General features: G+C 67.1%; 25 protein-coding genes and 1 other RNA gene. 17 read left to right on the top strand and 9 right to left on the bottom strand.

Features of this window, described 5'->3' with window-relative positions:
- Positions 1–105: transposase domain-containing protein (locus GL279_RS17555; protein ID WP_155064130.1), on the top strand; the 105-nt coding region annotated here is incomplete at its 5' end.
- Positions 106–204: 99 nt separating this feature from the next.
- Entirely contained in the window at positions 205–387 is a 183-nt protein-coding gene (locus GL279_RS17550) for a hypothetical protein (RefSeq protein WP_155065924.1), read from the top strand.
- A 33-nt stretch (positions 388–420) separates the two neighbouring features.
- On the opposite strand, the gene ssrA is transcribed toward GL279_RS17550, so the two are convergent.
- From ssrA to GL279_RS17520, 6 genes are all read right to left on the bottom strand, one after another.
- Positions 421–774, bottom strand: a transfer-messenger RNA (tmRNA) gene (gene ssrA, locus GL279_RS17545).
- A 181-nt stretch (positions 775–955) separates the two neighbouring features.
- The gene (locus GL279_RS17540; protein WP_155065923.1) at positions 956–2011 is read right to left on the bottom strand and encodes an ABC transporter substrate-binding protein; all 1056 of its coding nucleotides are present in this window, start codon (positions 2009–2011) and stop codon (positions 956–958) included.
- Positions 2012–2122: 111 nt separating this feature from the next.
- Complete coding sequence (locus GL279_RS17535) at positions 2123–3022, bottom strand: TPM domain-containing protein (protein ID WP_170294013.1); 900 nt, start codon at positions 3020–3022, stop codon at positions 2123–2125.
- The gene (ppk2, locus tag GL279_RS17530) at positions 3022–3942 is read right to left on the bottom strand and encodes a polyphosphate kinase 2 (protein WP_155065921.1); all 921 of its coding nucleotides are present in this window, start codon (positions 3940–3942) and stop codon (positions 3022–3024) included. Before ppk2 ends, GL279_RS17535 begins: the two co-directional genes overlap by 1 nt.
- Complete coding sequence (locus GL279_RS17525) at positions 3943–4869, bottom strand: homoserine O-succinyltransferase (protein ID WP_155065920.1); 927 nt, start codon at positions 4867–4869, stop codon at positions 3943–3945. It abuts the gene before it with no gap.
- A complete protein-coding gene (locus tag GL279_RS17520; RefSeq protein ID WP_155065919.1) occupies positions 4869–5747 on the bottom strand; it encodes an ATPase in 879 nt (292 codons plus the stop codon). The genes GL279_RS17525 and GL279_RS17520 overlap by 1 nt, the downstream gene beginning before the upstream one ends.
- Before the next feature lie 106 nt (positions 5748–5853).
- Here GL279_RS17520 and GL279_RS17515 point away from each other — a divergent pair, with 106 nt between their 5' ends.
- The 15 genes from GL279_RS17515 to recN all read left to right on the top strand — a co-directional run bounded on the left by GL279_RS17515 (position 5854) and on the right by recN (position 21187).
- Positions 5854–6063 carry a hypervirulence associated TUDOR domain-containing protein gene (locus GL279_RS17515; protein ID WP_155065918.1) on the top strand — a complete coding sequence of 70 codons (210 nt, stop codon included), beginning with the start codon at positions 5854–5856 and terminating at the stop codon, positions 6061–6063.
- Positions 6064–6085: 22 nt separating this feature from the next.
- A complete protein-coding gene (locus GL279_RS17510; RefSeq protein WP_155065917.1) occupies positions 6086–6619 on the top strand; it encodes a DUF488 domain-containing protein in 534 nt (177 codons plus the stop codon).
- Between the two features lie 126 nt (positions 6620–6745).
- On the top strand, positions 6746–7915 hold the full coding sequence (locus GL279_RS17505) for an FtsW/RodA/SpoVE family cell cycle protein (RefSeq protein WP_155065916.1): 1170 nt from the start codon (positions 6746–6748) through the stop codon (positions 7913–7915).
- The gene (gene murG, locus GL279_RS17500; protein WP_155065915.1) at positions 7915–9006 is read left to right on the top strand and encodes an undecaprenyldiphospho-muramoylpentapeptide beta-N-acetylglucosaminyltransferase; all 1092 of its coding nucleotides are present in this window, start codon (positions 7915–7917) and stop codon (positions 9004–9006) included. Before GL279_RS17505 ends, murG begins: the two co-directional genes overlap by 1 nt.
- A complete protein-coding gene (gene murC / locus GL279_RS17495) occupies positions 9003–10430 on the top strand; it encodes a UDP-N-acetylmuramate--L-alanine ligase (RefSeq protein ID WP_155065914.1) in 1428 nt (475 codons plus the stop codon). The genes murG and murC overlap by 4 nt, the downstream gene beginning before the upstream one ends.
- Positions 10427–10744: a DUF2484 family protein gene (locus GL279_RS17490; RefSeq protein ID WP_343039849.1), complete on the top strand. Its 318-nt coding sequence runs from the start codon at positions 10427–10429 to the stop codon at positions 10742–10744. The genes murC and GL279_RS17490 overlap by 4 nt, the downstream gene beginning before the upstream one ends.
- A gap of 3 nt (positions 10745–10747) precedes the next feature.
- The gene (locus GL279_RS17485) at positions 10748–11113 is read left to right on the top strand and encodes a hypothetical protein (RefSeq protein ID WP_155065913.1); all 366 of its coding nucleotides are present in this window, start codon (positions 10748–10750) and stop codon (positions 11111–11113) included.
- Between the two features lie 88 nt (positions 11114–11201).
- The gene (gene murB / locus GL279_RS17480; RefSeq protein ID WP_170294014.1) at positions 11202–12119 is read left to right on the top strand and encodes a UDP-N-acetylmuramate dehydrogenase; all 918 of its coding nucleotides are present in this window, start codon (positions 11202–11204) and stop codon (positions 12117–12119) included.
- 120 nt (positions 12120–12239) lie between these two features.
- Positions 12240–13163, top strand: a complete 924-nt coding sequence (locus tag GL279_RS17475) for a D-alanine--D-alanine ligase (RefSeq protein ID WP_155065911.1) — start codon at positions 12240–12242, stop codon at positions 13161–13163.
- Positions 13151–14176, top strand: a complete 1026-nt coding sequence (locus tag GL279_RS17470; protein WP_155065910.1) for a cell division protein FtsQ/DivIB — start codon at positions 13151–13153, stop codon at positions 14174–14176. The genes GL279_RS17475 and GL279_RS17470 overlap by 13 nt, the downstream gene beginning before the upstream one ends.
- Before the next feature lie 21 nt (positions 14177–14197).
- Entirely contained in the window at positions 14198–15529 is a 1332-nt protein-coding gene (ftsA, locus tag GL279_RS17465) for a cell division protein FtsA (RefSeq protein ID WP_155065909.1), read from the top strand.
- Positions 15530–15746: 217 nt separating this feature from the next.
- Positions 15747–17369 (top strand): cell division protein FtsZ, encoded by a 1623-nt coding sequence (gene ftsZ / locus GL279_RS17460; RefSeq protein ID WP_155065908.1) that lies wholly within the window; start codon positions 15747–15749, stop codon positions 17367–17369.
- A gap of 228 nt (positions 17370–17597) precedes the next feature.
- Positions 17598–18533: a UDP-3-O-acyl-N-acetylglucosamine deacetylase gene (gene lpxC / locus GL279_RS17455; RefSeq protein ID WP_155065907.1), complete on the top strand. Its 936-nt coding sequence runs from the start codon at positions 17598–17600 to the stop codon at positions 18531–18533.
- Between the two features lie 139 nt (positions 18534–18672).
- Positions 18673–19515, top strand: coding sequence for an outer membrane protein assembly factor BamD (locus GL279_RS17450; protein ID WP_155065906.1), 843 nt, complete (start codon positions 18673–18675; stop codon positions 19513–19515).
- Between the two features lie 28 nt (positions 19516–19543).
- Positions 19544–21187 (top strand): DNA repair protein RecN, encoded by a 1644-nt coding sequence (gene recN / locus GL279_RS17445; RefSeq protein WP_155065905.1) that lies wholly within the window; start codon positions 19544–19546, stop codon positions 21185–21187.
- Here the strand turns inward: recN and GL279_RS17440 are convergent.
- The 3 genes from GL279_RS17440 to GL279_RS17430 all read right to left on the bottom strand — a co-directional run bounded on the left by GL279_RS17440 (position 21184) and on the right by GL279_RS17430 (position 23553).
- Complete coding sequence (locus GL279_RS17440) at positions 21184–21519, bottom strand: hypothetical protein (protein ID WP_155065904.1); 336 nt, start codon at positions 21517–21519, stop codon at positions 21184–21186. The genes recN and GL279_RS17440 overlap by 4 nt on opposite strands.
- Before the next feature lie 142 nt (positions 21520–21661).
- Positions 21662–22534, bottom strand: coding sequence for a 3-hydroxyisobutyrate dehydrogenase (gene mmsB / locus GL279_RS17435; RefSeq protein ID WP_155065903.1), 873 nt, complete (start codon positions 22532–22534; stop codon positions 21662–21664).
- A complete protein-coding gene (locus GL279_RS17430; RefSeq protein WP_155065902.1) occupies positions 22531–23553 on the bottom strand; it encodes an enoyl-CoA hydratase/isomerase family protein in 1023 nt (340 codons plus the stop codon). The genes mmsB and GL279_RS17430 overlap by 4 nt, the downstream gene beginning before the upstream one ends.
- Positions 23554–23632 lie beyond the last annotated feature (79 nt).

The following is a 23632-nucleotide window of genomic DNA, read 5'->3' as shown; positions in this document are numbered from 1 at the left end:
TACCTCGCCGATACCCTCCGGGCCATCCTCGACGGACACCCCAGATCCCGCATCGAGGACCTCATGCCCTGGTGCTACGACCAAGCGTCAAGCCTCGCTGCATAGGGCCTCGTCGTCGCGCTTACGTGGAAACTGTTCGACGAGTTCCGCGCTGGGCACCCCGAGCTTGACGGGGCGGTGTGGCACGGTCTGCGGGCCAATGCCGTGATCCGCCTGCGCACCGCCGGTCACAGCGCCCTCCTGATCAGCGATACCATTGGCATGTCGCCCGAGATGGTCGGCCGCTACAGCCGGCAGCAGGACAAAACCGAATCGGCTCTGGCGGTGCTCAAAGAGATGCACGAGCGCGCGGCTGTAAAACTGCCGCAAAATGGACAGCAGAAATGACCGGAATGCAGCCAAATATGAGAGTGGCAGGAAAGCGCAGGATTCTGTTGCCAGGCTCCTGCGGGCCCCGCCTTACGCTGCTAGGCGCAAGGGCTTAAGTTTCGGTTACCCGAGCTGCTTACGCAGCCAGAGCGACCGGAGCACGGTTGTCGTTGGCAACTGTACATTTTGCACCGATAACGGTGGTAGCTCACCGAGACAAAGCAAACAGCTTTAGACGTTCGTCGATCCTGTTTCGACCCCAAGTGCCCCCAACGAGGGAGTTTGGTGGAGTCGCCGGGTACCGCCCCCGGGTCCGATCCGCTTATTACCTGCGCGTTTATGTCCATAGTCCGGGCGAGCCCGGACAGGTCACATATAGGGGCGCGACAGGCGTGATGCAAGCAAGGGGAACGCTGTTCCCCTCTTGGTCCGCAAGATGCGGACCAATTCACCCCTTGCGGTATTTGTGAAATGATGAAAACCGTCCGCGTCTTGGGTCTTTCACCATTTTTCAAATACCCATGCGACCGCCCCACAAGCAAGACGCCCCGCCGATGAAGCGGGGCGCTGCAAGCCTTGGTGCGGATCAGAAGCCGGCCTTGATCTTTTCGAACTCGGCCAGTTGCCGTTCGCGCTGTTCGGGATCGTTCGGCGTCTGTGCAAGGATCGGGGCATTGGTGGGCGAGAGCCCCTGTTTCACCGCCGGCTCGTCCTTGATGGTTTCCATGGCGACCGTCGAGGTGTGGCCGTAGCCGATGGTGTCGAGAAGGCCTTTGGCCGCCGGGGGGGCGAGCCATGCGTTGATGAAGTCATAGGCCTTGTCTTCCTTGCCCGGGCCGTTCTTGAGGTTGATATAGCCGCAGAAGAAGGTCGAACTGCCCTCTTTCGGGGCGCGCTGGAAGCCGACCGGGAAGCCGTCCTTTTCCAGAAGCACGACGCCATCGTTCCATGACCAGGCCACATCCACCGCGCCCGAGGCCATCAGTTGCGCCTGTTCGGATGGGTCAGCCCAATAGGCGGCGACGTTCTGATGCGCCTTGCGCAGCCAGTCGGCGGCGGCCTTGAACTGTTCATCCGTCACCTTGGTCCAGTCGGTGACGCCGGTTGCCAGATAGGCCAGCGCCCACACATCATCGGCCGAATCGGGCAGACTGGTGCGGCCCTGATATTTCGGATCGATAAAGACGCTCAGGCTGGCCACGTCCTCGGCCGGCACGGTGTCCTTGTTATAGGCGATGGCCGTCGCGCCCCAGTCGGTCGGGATGTACCAGACGCCGCTGTCGTCCTTGAAGATCTTGGAGTTCAGGAACTCGGGTGCGATGGTCGAGAATGCCGGGATCTTGGATACATCCCAGGGCTCGATCAACCCGGCATCGCGGTATTTCGACACCATCTGCGAGCAGGGATGCGCGAGGTCGGCCTTGAAGCCCGAGGCAAGCTTTTGATAGGCCTCGTCATCGTCGCCGTAGAAGGCAAAGGTCGGGCTGTCGCCATATTTGTCGATATAGCCTTGGAAGATGACCGGCTCTTCGAAACCGGCCCAGTCAAAGACCGTCAGTTCCTTGTCGGCGGCGAAGGCGGGCGCGGCCAGGGCAGATCCCGACAAGATCAGGGCAAGGGCGGTGGGGCGCAAGAGTTTCATCGGAGACCTTTTCGCGTGGCAGGGTGATGGCCAAAGGCTAGCCGCGCCGGTCGCAGCTCGCAAGCGTCCCTGCGCCCGTTCCAAGGGCAATGCCCGAGAAAGCGGCAGGACCTACCAGCGCCCCGAAGCGCCGCCGCCGCGCGAGGATCCGCCGCCAAAGCCGCCGCCGCCCGAAGGGCCGGCGCGATATTGCGGATTGCGTTCCTGACGCAGCAATTCGCCGGCCGGGCCATAGAAGCTGCGCTGGCCCAGCGGGCGCAGGCGGGTTTCGGACCAGCCGCAATGCGGGCAGCGCCGGGTCAGCGCGTTATCCGAGATCAGCACGCTGCCATCGGGCTGCGGCTGCTGATGCGGGGCGCTGCTGGTTTCGATGCCGGTCCGGCCACATTGCGGGCAGCGGCGGCGGCGCCAGTGCTGGCGGGCGATGCCGGCAAGGATTGCGGCAAAGCCGGCGAAGAAGCCGGCGCCGACCAGCCGGTCGCGCCAGTCGCTTTGCGGCGGCGCCAGCGGCCTCCCTTGAGCATGGGGCAGGGCGATCAGGTCGATCACCGCCTGCGTGCCCTCGCGGATCCCGCGCGAGTACTCGCCTCGGCGAAAGGCGGGCAGCATAGTGTTGCGCATGATCTGCTGGGCCAGCAGGTCGGCATCGGGGGGATAGCCCGCGCCAAGCTCGATCCGCGCCTCGCGGTCGGCCTGCAGCACCAGCAGCATGAAGCCGTCATTGCGCTGCGCATCGCCCACGCCCCATGCGTTGAAGAGCCGGGTGGCAAAGGGCTCCAGCGCCGCGCCGCCGTAACGGGCGCGGTCGGTCAGAGTGACGACGGTACCCTGCACGCCGGTCGTCCGGCGCAGTTCGGTCAGGCTGCGCTCCAGCGCCTGTGCGTCCTGACGATCGAGAAGCGTGGCGAAATCGTTGACCGTCCCGCTTTGCGGCCGCAGCAGATCCTGAGCCAGCGCCGGCAGGGCCAGCAGCCCCAGTATCAGGACCAGCAGGGCGCTCAGGCGCCGCATCAGCCGGTCAGCATGTCGGGGCCGCCTACGATCTTGGGATCGGGCGTGCCGATGATGGCATCGTCGCGGCCATGGAAGTCGACGGCGCGCAGGACGGTCTGGATCGCGGCGATGCGGGCGCGGCGCTTGTCATCGGCGCGGATCACCGTCCATGGCGCGATGCCGGAATCGCTGCGCATCAGCGTGTCGCGGATCGCGTCGGTATATTCATCCCATTTCGCCAGCCCGTCGACGTCGATCGAGCTGAGCTTCCACTGCTTCAGCGGATCCTGCTCGCGGTCAAGAAAGCGCTTGAGCTGCTCGGCCCGGGCCACGGTCAGCCACAGCTTGACAAGGATGACGCCGTCATCGACCAGCATGTTTTCATAATGCGGCAACTGGCGAAAGAAGGTCTCGCGCTGGGTGTCGGTGCAAAAGCCGAAGACCTTTTCGACCACGCCGCGGTTATACCAGCTGCGGTCGAAAAGCGCGATTTCGCCCTTGGCGGGCAGCCAGTCGGTATAGCGCTGGAAATACCATTGCCCGGCTTCGCGCTCGCTGGGTTTGGGCAGGGCGACGATATAGGCCGAGCGCGGGTTCAGGTTCTCGCGCACGCGTTCGATGGTGCCGCCCTTGCCGGCGGCATCACGGCCCTCGAACAGCACGACGATGCGCTTGCCGGTCTGGATCACGTCGCGCATCAGACGCACCAGCTGCAATTGCAGCCCGGCCATCTGCGCGTCGTAATCGCGGGCCTTCATCTCTTCGCGATAGGGAAAGGACGGGTCGAGGATGTCATTGCCATCCGCCGTCTTGATCGCCTTGCGCACCGCCTCGGGGGCGGCCTCCTTGAGATAGCGGGTGATGGCGCCGACATAGGGCAGGTCGGGATGATCCTGCGTCAGCTGTCCCGCCGATGCGCTTTTGCCGTTCTTGCCCATTCAGCCCTCGCCGATACGTGCCATGTCATACCAGGTGGTCTGGTAGATCTCGTTGATCCAGTTACCGTAAAGCAGATGGGCATGGCTGCGCCAGCGGTTCGTCGGCATCTCGCGCGGGTCATCGTCGGGGTAATAGTTCACCGGCACGTTGATCGGCTTGCCCGCCTCGGCATCGCGGTCGTATTCGTCCTTCAGCGTGGTGCTGTCATATTCGAAATGGTTGAAGACATAGAGCGCGCGATGGCGCGGATCCTCGATCAGACAGGGCCCGGTCTGGTCCGAGGCGATCAGCGTCTTCAGCGCGGGCAGGGCGTCCACCTCGGGCTGGCGCACCTCGGTCCAGCGGCTGACCGGCACCAGCACATCGTCGGAAAAGCCGCGCAGGAACGGGCTTGCCGGCGCAAGGTTGCGGTGGCGGAAACAGCCGAAGGCCTTGGCGTCCAGCATGTGCTTTTTCAGCCCGTGGAAATGCCAGGCCATGGCCATGCCGCCCCAGCAGACGCCAAAGGTCGAATGCACATGCGTCTGCGTCCAGGCAAACACCCGGGTCAGCTCGTCCCAGTAGGTCACCTCCTCAAAGGGCAGGTGCTCGATCGGGGCGCCGGTGATGACCAGACCGTCGAATTTCTCGCCCGTCGCCTCGACATCGCAAAAGCGGCGGTAAAAGCTTTGCATATGGTCGGCGGCGGTGTTGCGGCTTTCGTGATCCGACATGCGGATCAGCTGAAAGTCGATCTGCAGGGGCGTGGCACCAATCAGCCGGGCGAACTGGTTCTCGGTCTGGATCTTCTTGGGCATCAGGTTCAAAAGCCCGATGCGCAGCGGCCGGATGTCCTGCGTCGCCGCACGACCCGGCGACATGACCATGACGCCTTCGTTCGACAGGATGTCAAAGGCGGGCAGGTCATTCGGAAGGGTAATGGGCATCATGCATCCTTTCGTTCGGCAGTCTTGCGCTGGATCGCCAGGCCGACCAGCGCGGTCAGATCCGCGGGGCTGCGCACCTCGGCGACCTCTTCGGCCAGCAGGGTGACGCCGCGCCGGGCCATGGCCTCATATCGGGGCTGGCGATGGGCCAGGGCACGGGCATAGGTCCAGCGGATGAAGTCGTCGGGATTGACCTCTTCGCCGCTGAGCCCCTTTTCCATGCGATAGGCGGTCCATGCCCGGTCGAGGAATTCGGGTTGGTAATACATCGGCTTTGGCGCGCGGTCGAAGCGGCGCACCAGTTCCTCGGTATGCGCATCCGAGCCCTTGATCCAGATCAGCAGCAGCTCGCGTTGCAGCGCGTCCAGCACCGGGTCGCTGTCGGCATAGGGATCGACCACCTCGCAGATCGAGCCGCCCGAGTCGCAGACGAAATGCGGCAGGCTGTAGATCTCGCGCCCGCGCCGGATGAAATGGCCGCTGTCGAGCAGCGCGGCGATCTCGGCGGTGCGGTGCTGGTCCTGACGGCGCATGTATTCGTCAAAGCGCAGGCCGCCGCGCGTCTCGCTGCCGGGCTTGCCCAGATAGGTCGACAGGGGCGCCAGATTGTCGAAGGTGATGTTGCTGGCGATATAGACCGAATCCGACAGCAGCAGCTCGCGCAGGAACGGCACCTTCATCGCTTCGCGCTTGAAGTTGTCGGCGATCAGCTCGCCCATGTAGCGCGTGCCGATGCGGTAATCGACCGAGTAGTGGAACCACTCGCCCGAGCCGCGCAGCATCGAGGCCAGATAGGTCTTGCCAAGGCCCGACATGCCAAAGAAAAGCACCCGCTTGCGCGGTGCGGCCAGCCATTCGGCTTTGGTCTTGTAGAGCATGCGGAATCCTTGTCTGGTCGCCGGATAGTTAAGGTGTCGCGGCGGGCAAGAAAAGGGGAGGCGTCCTTCCCGCCCCGCAGCACCGGGCGGCAGAAAGGAAGGGGCGATGGGCAAGGGCTTTGCCATCGGCGATCACGTCAGCTGGAATTCCGAGGCGGGGCGCGTCTCGGGGACGATCATCGCCATCCATACCCGCGATTTCTACTACAAGGGCCACACCCACCACGCCAGCGACGCCGATCCGCAATACGAGATCAAAAGCGACCGGACCGACCATATCGCTGCCCATAAGGGCGGCGCGCTGGACCTAGACTGAGCCATTGTCCGGGCTGCCCTTCATGACCATTGGACATTCGGACCGCAGCATCGGGGCATTCATCGCGCTGCTGGTGGAAAACCGCGTCGGCCATGTCGCCGATGTGCGCAAGCTGCCGGGATCGCGCGCGCAGCCGCAGTTCGACGGCCCGGCGCTGGCTGCGGCACTGGCCGGGGCCGGGATCGGCTATGGCCATCTGCCGGCGCTGGGCGGATTGCGCGGCCGCGCGCCGCAGGTGGCGCCCGCCGTGGACGGGTTCTGGCAGAACCGCAGCTTTCACAATTACGCCGATTACGCGCTGTCGCCGGCCTTTCGCGCCGGATTGCAGGAATTGCTGGCCGAAGGGCAGGCGCAGATCTGCGCGATCATGTGCGCCGAGGCGGTCTGGTGGCGCTGCCATCGCCGCATCATCGCCGATTACCTGATCGCCGGCGGGCATGAGGTGTTCCACATCATGGGGCCCGGCCGGGTCGAGCCCGCGCGGCTGACCCCCGGGGCGCAGCCGCAGCCCGATGGGCGTGTGCTTTATCCGGCGGGCGGCGCGGCGGGCGCATGAGGGGGCAGGCCCCTTGGGCAGAGGTGGAAATAAATCCGCTGTAGCGCGGCGGCCACAATCGCGCTATGATTCGCCCCAGACCCGGTAAACGGGCAGATGTATCGAGGCAGTGACGGCAGTATCCCCATGACCGAAATGGTTTTTGGCACCACGCCCGTGCGGGCTGGTGATCCGATTCTTCCCCGTTGGTGGCGCACGGTCGACCGTTGGTCGCTGGCCTGCGTGCTGGGGCTTTTTGCGATCGGCCTGCTTCTGGGGCTGGCCGCCTCGGTGCCGCTGGCCGAAAAGAACAACCTGCCGCAGTTCTATTATGTCAGCAGGCAGGCGATCTTTGGCGGCATGGCCATGCTGGCGATGCTGTTCGTCTCGACCTTTTCGCCCCGGCAGGTGCGGCGCATCGGCGTGCTGGGCTTTGCCATCGCCATCACCGCGCTGATCCTGCTGCCGTTCATCGGCACCGACTTCGGCAAGGGCGCGGTGCGCTGGCTGCGCCTGCCCGGCGGCATGTCGGTGCAACCCTCGGAATTCCTGAAACCCTGTTTCGTCGTCATCTGCGCATGGTGCATGGCCGCCAGCCAAGAGGTCGGTGGCCCGCCCGGCCGGGTCTATTCGGCGGTGCTGGCGGCCTTTGTCGTCGTCATGCTGGCCTTGCAGCCCGACTTTGGTCAGGCTTCGCTGGTGCTGTTTTCCTGGTGCGTGATGTATTTCATCGCCGGGGCGCCGCTGACGCTGCTCTTTGGCGTGCTGGGCACCGCGGTCGCGGGCGGTTTCTTTGCCTATGGCGCATCCGAGCACTTTGCCCGCCGCATCAACGGCTTTCTTGCCGCCGAGGTCGATCCGCGCACCCAGATCGGCTATGCCACCAATGCGATCCAAGAGGGCGGCTTCTTTGGCGTCGGCGTGGGCGAGGGCTCGGTCAAATGGTCGCTGCCGGATGCGCATACCGATTTCATCATCGCGGTCGCGGCCGAAGAGTATGGCCTGATCATGGTGATCGCTGTGCTGGTGCTTTACGGCACCGTGGTCGTGCGCTCGCTGATGCGGCTGCGGAACGAACGCGATCCCTTTGTGCGTATCGCCGGCACCGGCCTTGCCTGCGCCTTTGGCGTGCAGGCGCTGATCAACATGGGCGTCGCGGTGCGCCTGCTGCCCGCCAAGGGCATGACGCTGCCCTTTGTCAGCTATGGCGGCTCGTCGGTGATCGCCTCGGGCATCGCGGTCGGCATGTTGCTGGCGCTGACCCGCTCGCGTCCGCAGGGTCGCATTGCCGAGGTGCTTGGACGGGGCCGGGGCTGATGACCGTTCTGGTTCCGCTTTGCCTGATCGCTGCCGGCGGCACCGGCGGACATATGTTCCCGGCGCAATCGCTGGCCGAGGTGATGCTGGCGCGCGGCTGGCGCGTCAAACTGTCGACCGATGAACGCGGCGCCCGCTATGCCGGCAATTTCCCCGAGCAGGTGGTGCGCGAGGTGGTCAGCTCGGCCACCACGGCGCGCGGCGGCCCGCTTGCGAAACTCGCCGTGCCCTTCCGCATCGCCAGCGGCGCGCTTGCCGCCCGACGCGCGATGAAATCCGACCCGCCCGCCGTGGTGGTGGGTTTCGGTGGCTATCCGACCATTCCCGCGATGACGGCGGCGCTGGCGCTGGGCGTGCCGCGCATGATCCACGAACAGAACGGCGTCATGGGCAAGGTGAACACCATGTTCGCGCCTCGCGTCCAGCGCGTCGCCTGCGGCACCTGGCCCACCGAGCTGCCGCAGGGCGTCAGCGGTATTCACACCGGCAACCCGGTGCGCCAGGCCGTGCTGGACCTTGCCGCAGCGCCCTATCAGCCGCCGGGCGACGGCCCGCTGCATGTGCTGGTCATCGGCGGCAGTCAGGGCGCGCGCGTGCTCTCGGACGTGGTGCCCGAGGCCATCGCCGGCCTGCCCGAAGACATGCGCCCCCGCCTCGTCGTCAGCCATCAGGCCCGGGCCGAGGACGGCGAGCGTGTGACCGCCGCCTATGCCGAGGCCGGCATCCGGGCCGAGGTGCGCGCCTTTTTCGACGATGTGCCGGCGCGGCTGGCGCAGGCGCAGCTGGTGGTCAGCCGCGCGGGCGCCTCGTCCATCGCCGACATCACCGTGATCGGCCGCCCGGCGATCCTGATCCCCTTTGCCGCCGCCACCGGCGACCATCAAAGCGCCAATGCCCGCGCGCTGGCCGAAGCCGGCGCGGCGGTGGTGCTGCCCGAATCCGTGCTTGACGCTGACAGCCTCAGGCGCGACATCCGGGATATTCTCTCCGATCCGGCCCGCGCCACCCAGATGGCAAGTGCGGCGCTCACGCTCGGCCGCCCCGACGCGGCCACGCGCCTTGCAGATCTAGTAACGGAACTGACCCAATGAACGCAGCGACCAAACTTCCAGGCGAACTGGGCCCGATCCATTTCATCGGCATCGGCGGCATCGGCATGTCGGGCATCGCCGAGGTGCTGATGACGCTGGGCTATCAGGTGCAGGGCTCGGATGCGAAACGCTCCAAGATCACCGACCGGCTGGAAACGCTGGGCGCCACGATCTTCGAAGGCCAGCGGGCCGAGAATATCGGCGAGGCCGGCGTGGTCGTGATCTCGACCGCGATCAAGAAGGGCAACCCCGAGCTGGAAGAGGCGCGCCGCCGCGGCCTGCCCATCGTGCGCCGCGCCGAGATGCTGGCCGAACTGATGCGCCTGCGCTCGAACGTCGCCATCGCCGGTACGCATGGCAAGACGACCACGACCACCATGGTCGCGACCCTGTTGGACGCCGGTGGCTTTGATCCGACCGTCATCAACGGCGGCGTGATCCACGCCTATGGCAGCAACGCCCGCGCCGGCGCCGGTGAATGGATGGTGGTCGAGGCGGACGAATCGGACGGCAGCTTCAACCGCCTGCCCGCGACCATCGCCATCGTCACCAATATTGACCCCGAGCATATGGAGCACTGGGGCAGCTTCGACGCGCTGCGCAAGGGGTTTTACGATTTCGTCTCGAACATCCCGTTCTACGGCCTTGCCGTCTGCTGCACCGACCACCCCGAGGTGCAGGCGCTGGTCGGCCGCACCAGCGACCGCCGCGTGGTGACCTTTGGCTTCAACGCCCAGGCCGATGTGCGCGCCATCAACCTGACCTATGAAAATGGCGTCGCGCATTTCGACATCGCGCTGCAGGGCGAGGCCGCGCTGAACGATGGCGAGATCCCGGTGATCGAGGGCTGCACCCTGCCGATGCCCGGCGATCACAACGTCTCGAACGCGCTCGCCGCCGTCGCCGTCGCTCGCCATCTGGGCATGAAGCGCGCCCAGATCCGCGAGGCGCTGGCCAAGTTCGGCGGCGTCGGCCGCCGCTTCACCCGCGTGGGCGAGGTGAACGGCGTCACCATCATCGACGATTACGGCCACCACCCGGTGGAAATCGCCGCCGTGCTGAAAGCCGCGCGTCAGGCGACCAAGGGCCGGGTCATCGCCGTGCATCAGCCGCACCGCTATACGCGGCTCGCGAACCTGTTTGACGATTTCTGCACCTGCTTCAACGAGGCCGATGTGGTCGCCATCGCCGAGGTCTATTCGGCCGGCGAGGATCCGATCCCCGGCGCCTCGCGCGATGATCTGGTCGCGGGGCTGATCGCGCATGGCCATCGCCATGCCCGCGCGGTCATGGACGAGGGTGATCTGGAACGGCTCGTGCGCGAACAGGCCCGGCCCGGCGACATGGTGGTCTGTCTGGGCGCCGGCACCATCTCGACCTGGGCCAATGGCCTGCCCGAGCGGTTGATGGGGAAGGCCGCGTGATCGCGCCGCTGCAGGCGCCGTTGGTGGGGCCGCTGGCGATGCTGGCGGGCCATCCCGGCGCTGCGGCCCTTGCGGCCCTGTCCTGGGCGGTGCTGGCCTGCCTTTTGCCCATGGTGCGGGCGCGCTGGTATTACCCGGCGATCTGGGCGCTGATCGTGGTCGGCGTGCCGGTGCTGGGCTGGCTGACCTATCTGTGCGGGCCGGGCTTTGGCGTCCTGTTTCTGGCGCTGGGTCTGTCGCTGCTGGTCTGGCCGCCGGTCGAGGCGATGCGCCGCCGCCGGGGTCAGGGCGGCACGCCGGGCGCGCTGCACTGAACCGTGGCGATCGTCTGGCTGATCGTCGCGACCGCCGTGACGCTGGGGTTGGGGCTGGGTGCCTTGCGCGCCGCTGCGCGGGCCTATCCCTCGCTTGCCGTTGAAATCGCTGGAGTCCTTGTCGCGGCGGGGATCTGCTATCTGATCGCCGATACCAAGACCTCGGGCTATCTGGCCGGGATCGTCGGCGCGGGCTGCAGCCTGCTTTTGCTGTTCATTGCCGGCGGGTTGGCGGTGGGCGGGGGGCTTTGCTGGCTGCTGGGGCGGATGGCGGCATGGCCGGGCCGGCGGCGCCCACTGTGGAACTGGGACCTGTGGCTGATCGGCGCGCTGGCGCTTGCCGGCATTCTGATGAGCGCCGCCGAATGAGGCGCGCCGGGGGGGGGCGGTGCCTTTGGGTCGCGCGCGGCCGATTGACGGGCCGGGCAGCGGCGATTAACCAGCCGGCATGACCCAGATGCTTCCCACGCCGCGCGGCGCGCTGACGCCGAACCGTCCCCTTGCCGACCTGACCTGGCTGCGTGTCGGCGGCCCGGCCGATTGGCTGTTCCAGCCCGCCGATGCCGAGGATCTGGCGCAATTCCTGCGCGACCTGGATCCGGCGGTGCCGGTGTTTCCGATCGGCGTCGGCTCGAACCTGATCGTGCGCGACGGCGGCATCCGCGGCGTGGTCGTGCGTCTGGGCCGCGGCTTCAACGGCATCGAGATCGCGGGCGATTTGGTGACGGCCGGGGCGGCGGCGCTGGACGCGCATGTCGCGCGCAAGGCGGCTGAGGCCGGGCTGGACCTGACCTTCCTGCGCACCATTCCGGGCAGCATCGGCGGCGCGGTGCGCATGAACGCCGGCTGTTACGGCGCCTATGTCGCCGATCACCTGCTGTCGGTGCAGGTCGTGACGCGCCGGGGCGAAAGCCATGAGATCGCCGCCGCCGATCTGGGGCTGGCCTATCGCCATTCCGAACTGCCCGAGGGCACAATCGTCATCTCGGCGCGGTTCCGTGTGCCGGCGGGCGATCCGGCGGCGCTGGCGGCCCGGATGGAGGATCAGCTGGCGCGCCGCGACGCCAGCCAGCCGACGCGGGAACGCTCGGCCGGTTCCACCTTCCGCAATCCGGCCGGCTTTTCCTCGACCGGGCGGGCCGATGATTCCCATGAGCTGAAGGCATGGAGCCTGATCGACGCCGCCGGCTTGCGCGGCTATCGTCTGGGTGGGGCGCAGATGTCGGAAAAACACCCGAATTTCCTGCTTAACGCCGAAAATGCCAGCGCCGCCGAGCTGGAATCGCTGGGCGAATATGTCCGCGAACAGGTGCGCGCCAGCTCGGGCCATGACTTGCAATGGGAAGTCATCCGCATCGGTGACGCCCGGCCCTGAGGCAGTGCCGGAAAAACACGCGAAAATTCGCCCGCCGCGCGAAAAGCCTCTTTTGCGAATGGGGGCAAGCGGTTATCGTTGCGCTAGAACCCGGATCAACCGGGACGATGAGGCAGTATATTGGCGGGCAGTGCGAGCAGTGCGGCCCCGAAAGTCGCAGTCCTTTTGGGCGGACCCTCGGCCGAGCGCGAGGTTTCCCTGTCCTCGGGGCGTGAATGCGCCAAGGCGCTGCGGCAGGCGGGCTATGAAGTCGTCGAAATCGACGCGGGCAGGGATCTGCCGGCGCGGCTGGCCGAGGCGGCCCCCGATGTGGTGTTCAACGCCCTGCATGGTCGCTGGGGCGAGGATGGCTGCGTTCAGGGGCTGATGGACTGGCTGGGCTATCGCTATACCCATTCCGGCGTGCTGGCCTCGGCTCTGGCCATGGACAAGACCCGCGCCAAGCAGGCGTTCCGCGATGCCGGCCTGCCGGTGCAGGACAGCCTGATCGCCGATGCCGCCGAGGTGCGCGCCCGCCACGTCATGCCGCCGCCCTATGTGGTCAAACCCAATTGCGAGGGCTCGTCCGTCGGCGTCTATATCGTGCATGACGGCGCCAATTCCCCACCGCAACTGTCCGATGCCATGCCCGCCCGCGTCATGGTCGAGACCTATGCTCCCGGTCGCGAGCTGACCGTGGCCGTGCTGGGCGACCGTGCGCTGGCCGTGACCGAGATCGTGACCGACGGCTGGTATGACTATGATGCGAAATACAAGCCCGGCGGCTCGCGCCATGTCGTCCCCGCCGAGGTGCCAGCCGAGATCGCGGCGGCCTGCTGCGATTACGCGCTGCGGGCCCATGTTGCGCTGGGATGTCAGGGCCTGTCGCGCAGCGATTTTCGCTGGGACGAGGGCCGCGGCCTCGACGGGCTGATCATTCTGGAAACCAATACCCAGCCCGGCATGACGCCGACCTCGCTTGCGCCCGAACAGGCAGCGCAGAACGGCATGGACTTTCCCGCGCTTTGCGCCTGGATCGTCGAGGAGGCGCTATGCAGGGCCTGAATTCTTTCTCTGGCAATCAGGACGGCGCCGGCCGGCCCGCGCCGGTGCGGCATGCGCCCTCGCGCCCGCTGCCGAGCAAGCCCGCCGTGCGCAAGGATCCGGCGCCCTCGCGTCTGGCCTATCGCCTGAACCGGATGATGCTGCGGCCGCTGATCCGGCGGCTGGTGCGCATCGGCATCCCGGCCTTTCTGGCGATGATGGTGGCGGGGATCTGGCTGTCGGATGAAACCCGCCGCGCCAATCTGCAGGGCGGCATCGATGGGCTGATCGACCGCATCCAGCACCGTGACGCCTTCATGGTGCATCGCATGGAGATCGAGGGCGCCTCGGCCGTGGTCGAGGGCGGGCTGCGCGCCATGCTGCCGGTGCCGCTGCCGGCGTCGAGCTTTGATATCGATCTGGAGAAACTGCGCGAGCGCGTGCTGAAGCTGGACGCGGTCGAGGCGGTGGACCTGCGCATCAAACCGGGCGGCGTGCTGTCGGCGGTGGTGACCGAACGGGTTCCCGCTGTGCTGTGGCGCCATCCGCGCGGCATCGAACTTCTGGACAAGACCGGCCATCGCGTCGCCTCGGTGACCGAGCGCGACGTGCGCGGCGACCTGCCGCTGATCGCGGGCGAGGGCGCCGACAAGGCCGCCCCCGAGGCGCTGGCGCTGATCGACGCTGCCGGCCCGATCCTGCCGCGCTTGCGCGGGCTGGAACGCATCGGCGAGCGGCGCTGGGATCTGGTTCTGGACCGCGGCCAGCGCATCAAGCTGCCCGAGGACGGCGCGCTACGTGCGCTGGAAGGGGTGATCGCCAGCAATCAGGCGCAGGGGATGCTGGACCGCGACATCACCGTGATCGACCTGCGCGAGGATGGCCGCGCCACGGCCCGGCTGGGCCTTGAGGCGCAAAACGGCATCCGCCGCGCCCGCGGCGAGCCCGAGCTGGGCGTTGATGGCAAGCCGGTCGCACCGGCCACGGCCAGCGGGTCGGCCAGCAAGACCAAGAACACGAAGAAAAGCGGCTAAATCGCTGAGGGGGCAGGGGAAATGAAGGATCTGTATCAAGGCCAGCGGGCCATGCGCAACATGCGGCGCCAAGCCATGCAGCGCGGCGTCATCGCGGTGCTGGATATCGGCACCTCGAAGATCGCCTGCCTTGTGCTGCAATTCGACGGCCCCGGCCAGTTCCGCGAAACCGATGGCGTCGGCCCCATGGCCGGCCAATCGAATTTCCGCGTCATCGGCAATGCCCATACCCGGTCGCGCGGCATGCGTTTCGGCGAAATCGAGACCATGGCCGAAACCGAACGCGCCATCCGCACCGTGATCCAGTCGGCGCAGAAATCGGCCGGCGTGCGCGTCGATCACGTCATCGCCTGCATCTCGGGGGCAAGCCCAGCCTCCTACGGGCTGGCCGGCGAGATCCGCCTGCCGCTGGGCAAGGTGACCGAAGGCGATGTGGCCCGTGTGCTGGCCTCTTGCGATGTGCCCGACTTTGGCCGCAACCGCGAGGTGCTGCACGCCCAGCCGGTGAATTTCGCCGTGGACGGACGTTCGGGCCTTAGCGATCCGCGCGACCATAACGGCGACAGCCTTGCCGTGGACATGCATGTGCTGACCGTGGACGGCGATGCCGCAGGCAATCTCGTGCATTGCATCCGGCGCTGCGACATGGAACTGGCGGGCGTGGCCTCTGCCTCTTATGCCGCCGGTCTGGCCGCGCTGGTCGAGGATGAACAGGAACTGGGCGCGGCCTGTGTCGATCTGGGCGGCGGCACCACCGGCGTGTCGGTCTTTATCAAGAAGCACATGATCTTTGCCGATGCCGTGCGCTATGGCGGCGAGCTGATCACCCAGGACATCGCCAAGGGCCTGCGCGTCACCCATGCCGTGGCCGAGCGGCTGAAGACCCTGCATGGCGGCGTCGAGGCCACCGGGCGCGACGATCACGAGATGATCCAGCTGGGCGAGAGCGGCGACTGGGACGCCGAGCGGCGCCAGATCAGCCGCGCCGACCTGATCGGCATCATGCGCCCGCGCGTCGAGGAGATTCTGGAAAAGGTCGGCGAGATTCTTGATGCCGCCGGCTTTGACTTCATGCCCTCGCGTCAGGTCGTGCTGACCGGCGGCGGCAGCCAGATCCCGGGTCTTGACGCGCTGGCGGCACGGATGCTGGGCCAGAACGTGCGCATCGGCCGGCCCTTGCGCATTCAGGGTCTGCCGCATAACGCGACGGCGCCGTCCTTCTCGTCGGCGATCGGTCTGGCGCTGCTGACCGCACACCCGCAGGACGAGTGGTGGGATTTCGACATGCCCGCAGAGGCTTATCCCGCGCGCAGCTTCAAACGCGCCTACCGCTGGTTCAAGAACAACTGGTAGGCGGGCTTGCTCCAGCATTCGGTGGTGGTGCGGCAGGCGCCCACCACATGCAGAAGAATGGGCAAGATGCCGCCGAAGCGACATCTCGAATACGCCATATTTTGTGCGATTCCTGTGTTTTTCGGGTGACGATCAGGCCGGATTTGGCTAGGCTTGGCCGCATCACGGGGATTCGACCGGACCCAGCATGTCCGGCGCAACAACAAGGCAGGCGAAAATGGAACGGCAGATCCACCTGATGCTCAACGACGAACAGGAACTGAAGCCGCGGATCACCGTCTTCGGCGTCGGCGGTGCCGGTGGCAATGCGGTCAACAACATGATCGACAAGCAGCTGGAAGGCGTCGAATTCGTGGTCGCGAACACCGATGCGCAGGCGCTGCAATCCTCCAAGGCCGAAAGCCGCATCCAGATCGGTCCGAAAGTGACCGAAGGTCTGGGCGCGGGTGCCAAGCCCTCGATCGGCGCCAAAGCCGCCGAAGAAACCATCGAGGACATCGTCGATCACCTGATGGGCGCGCATATGTGCTTCATCACCGCCGGCATGGGCGGCGGCACCGGCACCGGCGCCGCCCCGATCATCGCCCAGGCCGCGCGCGAGATGGGCATCCTGACCGTCGGCGTCGTCACCAAGCCCTTCCAGTTCGAAGGCACCAAGCGGATGCGTCAGGCCGAGGAGGGCGTCGAGGCCCTGCAACGCGTGGTCGATACGCTGATCATTATTCCGAACCAGAACCTGTTCCGTCTGGCCAACGAAAAGACCACCTTCACCGAAGCCTTCGCCATGGCCGATGACGTGCTGTATCAGGGCGTCAAGGGCGTGACCGACCTGATGGTGCGTCCGGGCCTGATCAACCTCGACTTCGCCGACGTGCGCGCGGTGATGGACGAGATGGGCAAGGCCATGATGGGCACGGGCGAAGCCTCGGGCGAGAACCGCGCCGTGCAGGCGGCCGAGAAGGCCATCGCGAACCCGCTCTTGGACGAGATCAGCCTGAACGGCGCCAAAGGCGTGCTGATCAACATCACCGGCGGCTACGACCTGACCCTGTTCGAAATGGACGAGGCAGCCGAGAAGATCCGCGAGAAAGTCGATGCGGACGCCAACATCATCGTCGGCTCGACCATGGACCCGACCATGGAAGGCACGATCCGCGTTTCGGTCGTGGCCACCGGTATCGACGCTTCGGCCGCCGAGATCCCGTCTCCGCGCCGTGGCATCCGCGAGCCGCTGACCCACACCCCGCCGGTGACCCAGCGCGTCGAGGACGACACCCCGGTGATGCCGCAGCGCCGCGTCGCGCCGATGGTGCAGGAAAGCGCGCCGCGTCACGCCGCGCCGCAGGCCCGTTTCGAAGAAGACGACATGCCGCGCCCGGCCTACCAGCCCGAGGCACGTCAGCCGGCGCAGCCGCAGGCCAATCCGCTGACCGGCGACTCGGGCAGCTTCACCGCGCCGCGCCGCGCGGCCACCGGTGCGCCGGGCACGCCCTCGGATGCGGTGATGCAGCGTCTGGCCGCTGCTGTGCAAAAAGCGCCCGAGCGTCAGGCCGCCCAGCAGGGCCGCCCGGCCCAGCAGGCCGCCGCCCAACCCGCGCAACAGGACTCCAGCCGCCTGCAAGGCCGCATGGGTGGCCTCAGCCGCATGCTGGAGCGCATCTCGGGCCATGGCGAGCAGGCGCAGAAACCCGCCGCCTCGACCATTGCCGAGCGCGTCAGCGAGCGTGTGCAGGCCCGTCGCTCCAGCGGTCTGGATGCCGGTTTCGACGATCTCGCCAGCCCCGAGCGCAGCGAGGATAATGTCGAAATCCCGGCTTTCCTGCGCCGTCAGGCGAACTGAGCCGATCACAAGTTAAAATGTCGAAATTGGAAAGGGACCGCGAAAGCGGTCCTTTTTCGTTAGCAATCCCAGTGCTTTGCGCCCCGCTGGCAAAGGATTGCGCGGGCGGGGGGCGCATTGTTTCATGCCGTCACAAAACGTTAATTGAGAGAATCCCGGCAGGCTCCTAACTCATGATCAACGCGTGGGGCCCGTCCCTGCGCAGACTGATTTGCGAAGGGTAAGACCATGCAGACGACCATTGCGACCAAAGCTCAGTTCCGGGGTGTGGGCCTGCATTCGGGGGCCTCTGTCCGTTTGGCCATCCTGCCGGCCCCGGCCGATCACGGCATCGTCTTTATGCGCACCGACCTTGGCGGCGCGGCGATTCCGGCGCGCTGGGACCACGTCACGCCTTCGCAGCTGTGCACCCTGCTGGACAACGGTCAGGGCGCCACGGTTTCGACTGTCGAGCATGTCATGGCCGCGCTGGCCGGCACCGGCATCACCAATGCCATCGTGCAGGTGAACGGCCCCGAAGTGCCGATTCTGGACGGCTCGGCCGCGCCCTTCGTGCAAGGCATCCTCGCCGCCGGCATCCGCCGTCAGCCCGAGGCGCCGCTGCGTGCCATCCGCATCCTGCGCACCGTCGAGGTGCAGCAGGGCCTGGGCTTTGCCCGCCTGTCGCCGGCCGAGCATCTGGGCATCGACTTCGAGATCGACTTCACCGATGCGGCCATCGGCCATCAGGAAAAGTCGCTGGACATGGCGAACGGCACCTTCGTGCATGAGCTGATGGACAGCCGCACCTTCTGCCGTCAATCGGACGTGGTGCAGATGCAGCAGAACGGGCTGGCTCTGGGTGGCACCTATCTGAACGCGGTGGTGGTCGATGGCGACAAGGTCCTGTCGCCCGGTGGCCTGCGCCACTCGGACGAGGCCGTGCGCCACAAGATGCTGGACGCCATGGGCGATCTGGCGCTGGCCGGGGCACCGCTGCTGGCACGCTATACCGGCAACCGCGCCGGCCATGCGATGACCAACAAGCTGCTGCGCGCGCTGTTTGCCCAGCCCGATTCCTGGGAATGGGTCACGGTCACGCCGGACATGGCGCGCCACCTGCCGGGCGCCGGCGTGGTCGCCGAACATGCCCCGCGTGCCGAGCACCGGCTGGTTGCCGCCTGACTTGGCGGCAGCCTTTGCCTGCGGCAGCGGATTTTCAGCATTTTGGCATTTTGCGCCTCCGGATTTTCTGTGCTAGGACGTCCGGGCCAAGCTGGTCATCCCCAGCGCGGCGAACAATAATCTGACGGACAGGTAAGATATGGCGGGCATCAGATCGGCGGGTTCATTGGTCGCGGCGGTCCTGTCTGTCGGGTTGCTCACAGGGTGCGGCAACACCAGCAAGGCACCCGAGAACCTTGAGAATTTTACCGCCGACCAGATCTACAAGCGCGGCGAATACGAGCTTGAGAACTCGCGCAAGCCCAAGGACGCGGTGAAGTATTTCTCCGAGGTCGAGCGGCTCTACCCCTATTCCGAATGGGCCAAGCGCGCGCTGATCATGCAGGCCTATTCCTATCACCGCGCCCGCGAATACGAGGATGCGCGCGGCGCGGCGCAGCGCTTCATCGACACCTATCCGGGCGATGAGGACGCGGCCTATGCCAAATACCTGCTGGCGCTCAGCTATTACGACCAGATCGACGAGATCGGTCGCGATCAGGGCCTGACCTTTCAGGCGCTGCAGGCGCTGCGCGAGGTGATCGAGCAATATCCGAACACCGAATATGCCCGTTCGGCGGTGCTGAAGTTCGACCTTGCCTTCGACCATCTCGCGGCGAAGGAAATGGAGATCGGCCGCTACTATCTCAAGCGTGGCCATTACACCGCCGCCATCAACCGCTTCCGCGTCGTGGTCGAGGAATACCAGACCACGACCCACACGCCCGAGGCGTTGATGCGGCTGGTCGAGGCCTATCTGGCGCTGGGTCTGAACGATCAGGCGCAGACCGCCGGGGCGATTCTGGGCCACAACTTCCGCTCCTCGCCCTTCTACGAGGATGCCTATCAGTTGCTCAGCAGTCACGGGCTCAAGGCCGAGGCGCGCGGCGACAGCTGGCTGACCAAGGTCTATCGTCAGGTCATTCAGGGCAAATGGCTGTAACGCCGCAAACTGCCGTCTGGATTGGCTGATGCTGCTGTCTCTGGATATCCGCGACATGCTGCTGATCGACCGGCTGGAGCTTGAGTTCCGGCCGGGCCTGAACGTGCTGACCGGCGAAACCGGCGCGGGCAAGTCGATCCTGCTGGATTGTCTGGGCTTTGTTCTGGGCTGGCGTGGTCGGGCGGATCTGGTGCGCAGCGGTGCAAGCCAGGGTGAGGTGACGGCGGTTTTCGAACTGCCGCCGGATCATCCCGCCCATGCCGTGCTGGCCGAGGCCGGGATCCCGTCGGGGGATGAGCTGATCCTGCGCCGCGTCAATGCCGGCGAGGGGCGCAAGACCGGCTGGATCAACGACCGCCGCGCCTCGGGTGAGGTGCTGCGCCGGCTGTCGGAAACGCTGGTCGAGTTGCACGGCCAGCATGATGACCGCGGCCTTTTGAACCCGCGTGGCCACCGCCTGCTGCTCGACGCCTTCCTGCGGCTGGACCTTGCGCCCCTGCGCGCGGCATGGGGCGCCCGGCGCGAGGCCCGGGCGGCGCTTGATCGCGCCGAGGCGGCGCTGGCCGCCGTCAAGGGCGAAGAGGATTTCCTGCGCCATGCCGTGGCGGAACTCGACAAGCTGGACCCGCAGCCCGGCGAAGAGGCCGATCTGGACATCCGCCGCCGCGCCATGCAGGGCGCCGAACGCATCCGCGAGGATGTCGCCCGCGCTGCCCATGTGCTGGGCCCCGAAGGTGCCGAGGGCGCGATGCTGGACGCCGTGCGCTGGCTTGATACCGCCGCCGAACGCGCCGAGGGTCGGCTTGAGGCGCCGGTGGCAGCCCTGCAACGTGCGCTGATCGAACTCGGCGAGGCGGCGTCGGGCGTCGAGGCCGCGCTGGAGGCGATGGATTTCGACCCGCGCGACCTCGAGACGACCGAGGAACGGCTTTTCGCCCTGCGCGCGCTGGCGCGCAAGCATGACGTGCTGGCCGATGATCTGGCCGGACTGGCCGACAACCTGCGCGAACGCCTTGGCCGGATCGACGCCGGCGAGGGCGATCTGGCGCGGCTGCGCGAGGCGATGGCCCAGGCCGACGCGGGTTATGAAGCCGAGGCCGCCGCCATCTCGGAACGCCGCGCCACGGGCGCCAAGCGGCTCGATGCCGCGATGGCGGCTGAGCTTGCGCCGCTGAAGATGGAGCGCGCGGTATTCGAAACCCGCATCGCCGCCGCCGAGCCCGGTCCCGAGGGCCGCGATGCCGTGGCCTTCACCGTGGCGACCAACCCCGGCGCGCCGCCCGGTCCTCTGGACCGCATCGCCTCGGGGGGCGAGCTGTCGCGCTTTCTTCTCGCGCTCAAGGTCTGTCTGTCGCAGGGCGAGGGCGGGCAGGTGATGATCTTTGACGAGATCGACCGCGGCGTCGGCGGTGCCACCGCCGATGCGGTCGGCCGCCGCCTCGCGCGGCTGGCCGAGGGCGCGCAGGTGCTGGTCGTCACCCACAGCCCGCAGGTCGCGGCCTTGGGCGGGCATCATTTCCGGGTCGCAAAATCGGTCGAGGGGCAGATGACCACCTCGCGCGTCACGGCGCTGTCGCATGACGAACGCATCGACGAAATCGCGCGCATGATCTCGGGCGAGGAAATCACCCCGGCCGCGCGTCAGGCCGCCAAGGCGCTGCTGGATGGCTAGTCCAGAATCTCGTCCACCTGCCGGACGATGGATTGCACCCGCATGTTGCGCGGATCATAGCGGATCAGCTTGCCGCCGATGACGCCATAGCTGCTGCCCTCGGGCGAGCTGCTCAGGCCGTAAAGCCCGGGCCGGCGCACCGGGTGCAGGGCGCGGGGATCGACGGTCTCGCCGATCCGGGGCGCGGTGGCGGCGTCCATGGTCGCGGCCTGCGCGCTTGCCGCCCCGCCAAGGTTTGGCGGGACCGTGGGGGCCCTTGCCTGTTCGGCAAGGGCGACGCCGGCGCAGGCGAGGGTGGTGGCGAGGCAGATCAGGCGCGTTCGCTGTTTCATGGCGGTGCCAACCCGGTCCGGGCTGCTCCGGGCTTGGGTTGTCCTCAGGGGTCAGGGCATTTGCGGCAAAACACCCGGACGCGGCAAAAAGATCCCGCGCTCACACCCATGTGCGCCCGGCTGTTGCCGCCCGGCGACACCCCTACCTGTTATGCTTTGTTGCCAGCCATGGGAGCATGGCCGAGAAATCGCGGCCCCGGCCGCCCTCGGCCTCGACGAAGCGGGCGTAGAGGGTTTCGGCCAGCGCCCCCATGGGCGTGGCCGCATCGGCCGCCGCGGCCGCCTGCTGGCTCAGCCGCAGGTCCTTCAGCATCAGCTCGGCCGCGAAGCCCGGCTTGTAATCATTGTCGGCCGGCGATGTCGGCCCGACACCGGGCGCCGGGCAATAGGCGTTCATCGACCAGCTGTAGCCCGACGAGGTCGAGACCACGTCAAACATCTTCTGCCGCTCCAGCCCCAGCTTGTCGGCCAGCGCAAAGGCCTCGCAGGTGGCGATCATCGTCGCGCCAAGGATCATGTTGTTGCAGATCTTGGCCGCCTGACCCGCACCCGAGGCGCCGCAATGCACCGTCTTCTGGCCCATGACCTCAAAGAGCGGCGCCACCACCGCAAAGGCCTCGGCCGCGCCGCCGACCATGAAGGTCAGCGTGCCCGCCGCCGCCCCGCCGATCCCGCCCGAGACCGGCGCGTCCAGCGCCCCAAGCCCCGCCGCCTGCGCCTGTCCGGCCACGGCGCGGGCGCTGTCGACATCCACGGTCGAGCAATCGCACAGCACCGCGCCCGCAGCCATCGCCGGGATCGCCTCGGCGGCGACGGCGCGCAGGATGGCGCCATTGGGCAGCATGGTGATCACCACCCGGGCCGCGCGGACCGCCTCGGCGGCGCTGGCGGCGGGGCGCACGCCCTCGGGCATCGGTGCGCTGGGGTCGTGGCCCATGACCTCATGCCCGGCGCGCGCCAGATTGGCGGCCATCGGCCCGCCCATATTGCCAAGCCCGATAAAGCCGATCTTCATTGCTGGTCCTTTCCCGTGAACATATCCCATGTCAGCTCATCCGCACCCAAGGGCGCCAGCATGGCGCGCACATGCGCCGGGCTGGCATCCGCCGACCAGCGCGGGCTGCGGTCCTTGTCGATCAGCTGCGCGCGCACGCCCTCCAGAAAATCGCTCTCGGCGGTGGCGCGGGCAGTAAAGCGGAACTCGCGCGCCAGGCTGTCGCGGACCGAGGCGTCATGGCGCGCCGCCCGCACCAGCGCCAGCGTCGCCGCCAGCGACAGGGGCGAGTTGCGCCGCAGGATCTGCAGCAGGTCATCGGCGCCCTGCGCCTCGAGCGCGGCGGTGATCTCGGCCATGTCGGCGCCGGCAAAGGCCGAAAGGTCGCGCGTGCCCAGCGGCGCCGGCGGTGCGGGATGGCGCGGGATCAGGCCCGGATCGCCGGTCCGGGCCAGCTGCTCCTTGAGCGCCGGCCAGTCGGCCTCGGGGACGAAGGCATCGGCAAAGCCCGCAAGGATCGCATCGCCCGGCCCCATGCGGGCGCCGGTCAGGCCCAGATATTCGCCGCATTGCCCCGGCGCGCGCGCCAGAAGCCGGCTGCCGCCGACATCGGGGACCATGCCGATGCCGCATTCGGGCATGGCGACCTGCGCCGTCTCGCCGAGAATGCGGTGGCTGGCATGGCCGCCAAGGCCGACGCCGCCGCCCATGACAAAGCCCTGCATCAAGGCCACCACCGGCTTGGGAAAGTCGGCGATGCGGGCATCCATGACATATTCGTCGCGAAAGAAGGCGCGCCCGGCGCGGTGATCGCCCGCCCGCCCGGCGCGATAGACGGCGGCGATGTCACCGCCGGCGCAAAAGGCGCGGCTGCCCTCGGCGTCGATGATGACCAGCGCCACCTCGGGATCGTCGCGCCAGGCGGCGAGGGCGGCGTCGATGCTCTGCGCCATTTCGTGGTCGAGCGCATTCAGCGCCTGCGGCCGGGTCAGGGTGATGCGCCCGGCACGGCGGTCGCGGCGGATCGAAACCCCGCTCATCCGAGGCGGCCAGACAAATTCAGCATAGCGGTCATTCTATCCTCTGAAGCAGAAAAAGCCGGGGGGGTAGGGCGCGAAT

This window comes from Paracoccus limosus (genome assembly GCF_009711185.1).
GTDB lineage: Bacteria > Pseudomonadota > Alphaproteobacteria > Rhodobacterales > Rhodobacteraceae > Paracoccus > Paracoccus limosus.
Note: the sequence above shows the minus strand (reverse complement) of the source record. Positions and strands in the feature narration are given on the sequence as shown.

Bases quoted from the DNA above. Each gene is read 5' to 3' on its own strand.
- murB (WP_170294014.1), top strand. From the start codon at position 11,202: ATGCTTCCCACGCCGCGCGGCGCGCTGACGCCGAACCGTCCCCTTGCC.
- ftsZ (WP_155065908.1), top strand. From the start codon at position 15,747: ATGGAACGGCAGATCCACCTGATGCTCAACGACGAACAGGAACTGAAG.
- GL279_RS17535 (WP_170294013.1), bottom strand. From the start codon at position 3,022: ATGCGGCGCCTGAGCGCCCTGCTGGTCCTGATACTGGGGCTGCTGGCC.
- GL279_RS17470 (WP_155065910.1), top strand. From the start codon at position 13,151: ATGCAGGGCCTGAATTCTTTCTCTGGCAATCAGGACGGCGCCGGCCGG.
- GL279_RS17430 (WP_155065902.1), bottom strand. From the start codon at position 23,553: ATGAGCGGGGTTTCGATCCGCCGCGACCGCCGTGCCGGGCGCATCACC.
- recN (WP_155065905.1), top strand. From the start codon at position 19,544: ATGCTGCTGTCTCTGGATATCCGCGACATGCTGCTGATCGACCGGCTG.
- ppk2 (WP_155065921.1), bottom strand. From the start codon at position 3,942: ATGGGCAAGAACGGCAAAAGCGCATCGGCGGGACAGCTGACGCAGGAT.
- GL279_RS17540 (WP_155065923.1), bottom strand. From the start codon at position 2,011: ATGAAACTCTTGCGCCCCACCGCCCTTGCCCTGATCTTGTCGGGATCT.
- GL279_RS17515 (WP_155065918.1), top strand. From the start codon at position 5,854: ATGGGCAAGGGCTTTGCCATCGGCGATCACGTCAGCTGGAATTCCGAG.
- GL279_RS17525 (WP_155065920.1), bottom strand. From the start codon at position 4,869: ATGCCCATTACCCTTCCGAATGACCTGCCCGCCTTTGACATCCTGTCG.
- mmsB (WP_155065903.1), bottom strand. From the start codon at position 22,534: ATGAAGATCGGCTTTATCGGGCTTGGCAATATGGGCGGGCCGATGGCC.
- GL279_RS17450 (WP_155065906.1), top strand. From the start codon at position 18,673: ATGGCGGGCATCAGATCGGCGGGTTCATTGGTCGCGGCGGTCCTGTCT.
- GL279_RS17505 (WP_155065916.1), top strand. From the start codon at position 6,746: ATGACCGAAATGGTTTTTGGCACCACGCCCGTGCGGGCTGGTGATCCG.
- GL279_RS17510 (WP_155065917.1), top strand. From the start codon at position 6,086: ATGACCATTGGACATTCGGACCGCAGCATCGGGGCATTCATCGCGCTG.
- GL279_RS17440 (WP_155065904.1), bottom strand. From the start codon at position 21,519: ATGAAACAGCGAACGCGCCTGATCTGCCTCGCCACCACCCTCGCCTGC.
- murC (WP_155065914.1), top strand. From the start codon at position 9,003: ATGAACGCAGCGACCAAACTTCCAGGCGAACTGGGCCCGATCCATTTC.
- lpxC (WP_155065907.1), top strand. From the start codon at position 17,598: ATGCAGACGACCATTGCGACCAAAGCTCAGTTCCGGGGTGTGGGCCTG.
- GL279_RS17520 (WP_155065919.1), bottom strand. From the start codon at position 5,747: ATGCTCTACAAGACCAAAGCCGAATGGCTGGCCGCACCGCGCAAGCGG.
- murG (WP_155065915.1), top strand. From the start codon at position 7,915: ATGACCGTTCTGGTTCCGCTTTGCCTGATCGCTGCCGGCGGCACCGGC.
- ftsA (WP_155065909.1), top strand. From the start codon at position 14,198: ATGAAGGATCTGTATCAAGGCCAGCGGGCCATGCGCAACATGCGGCGC.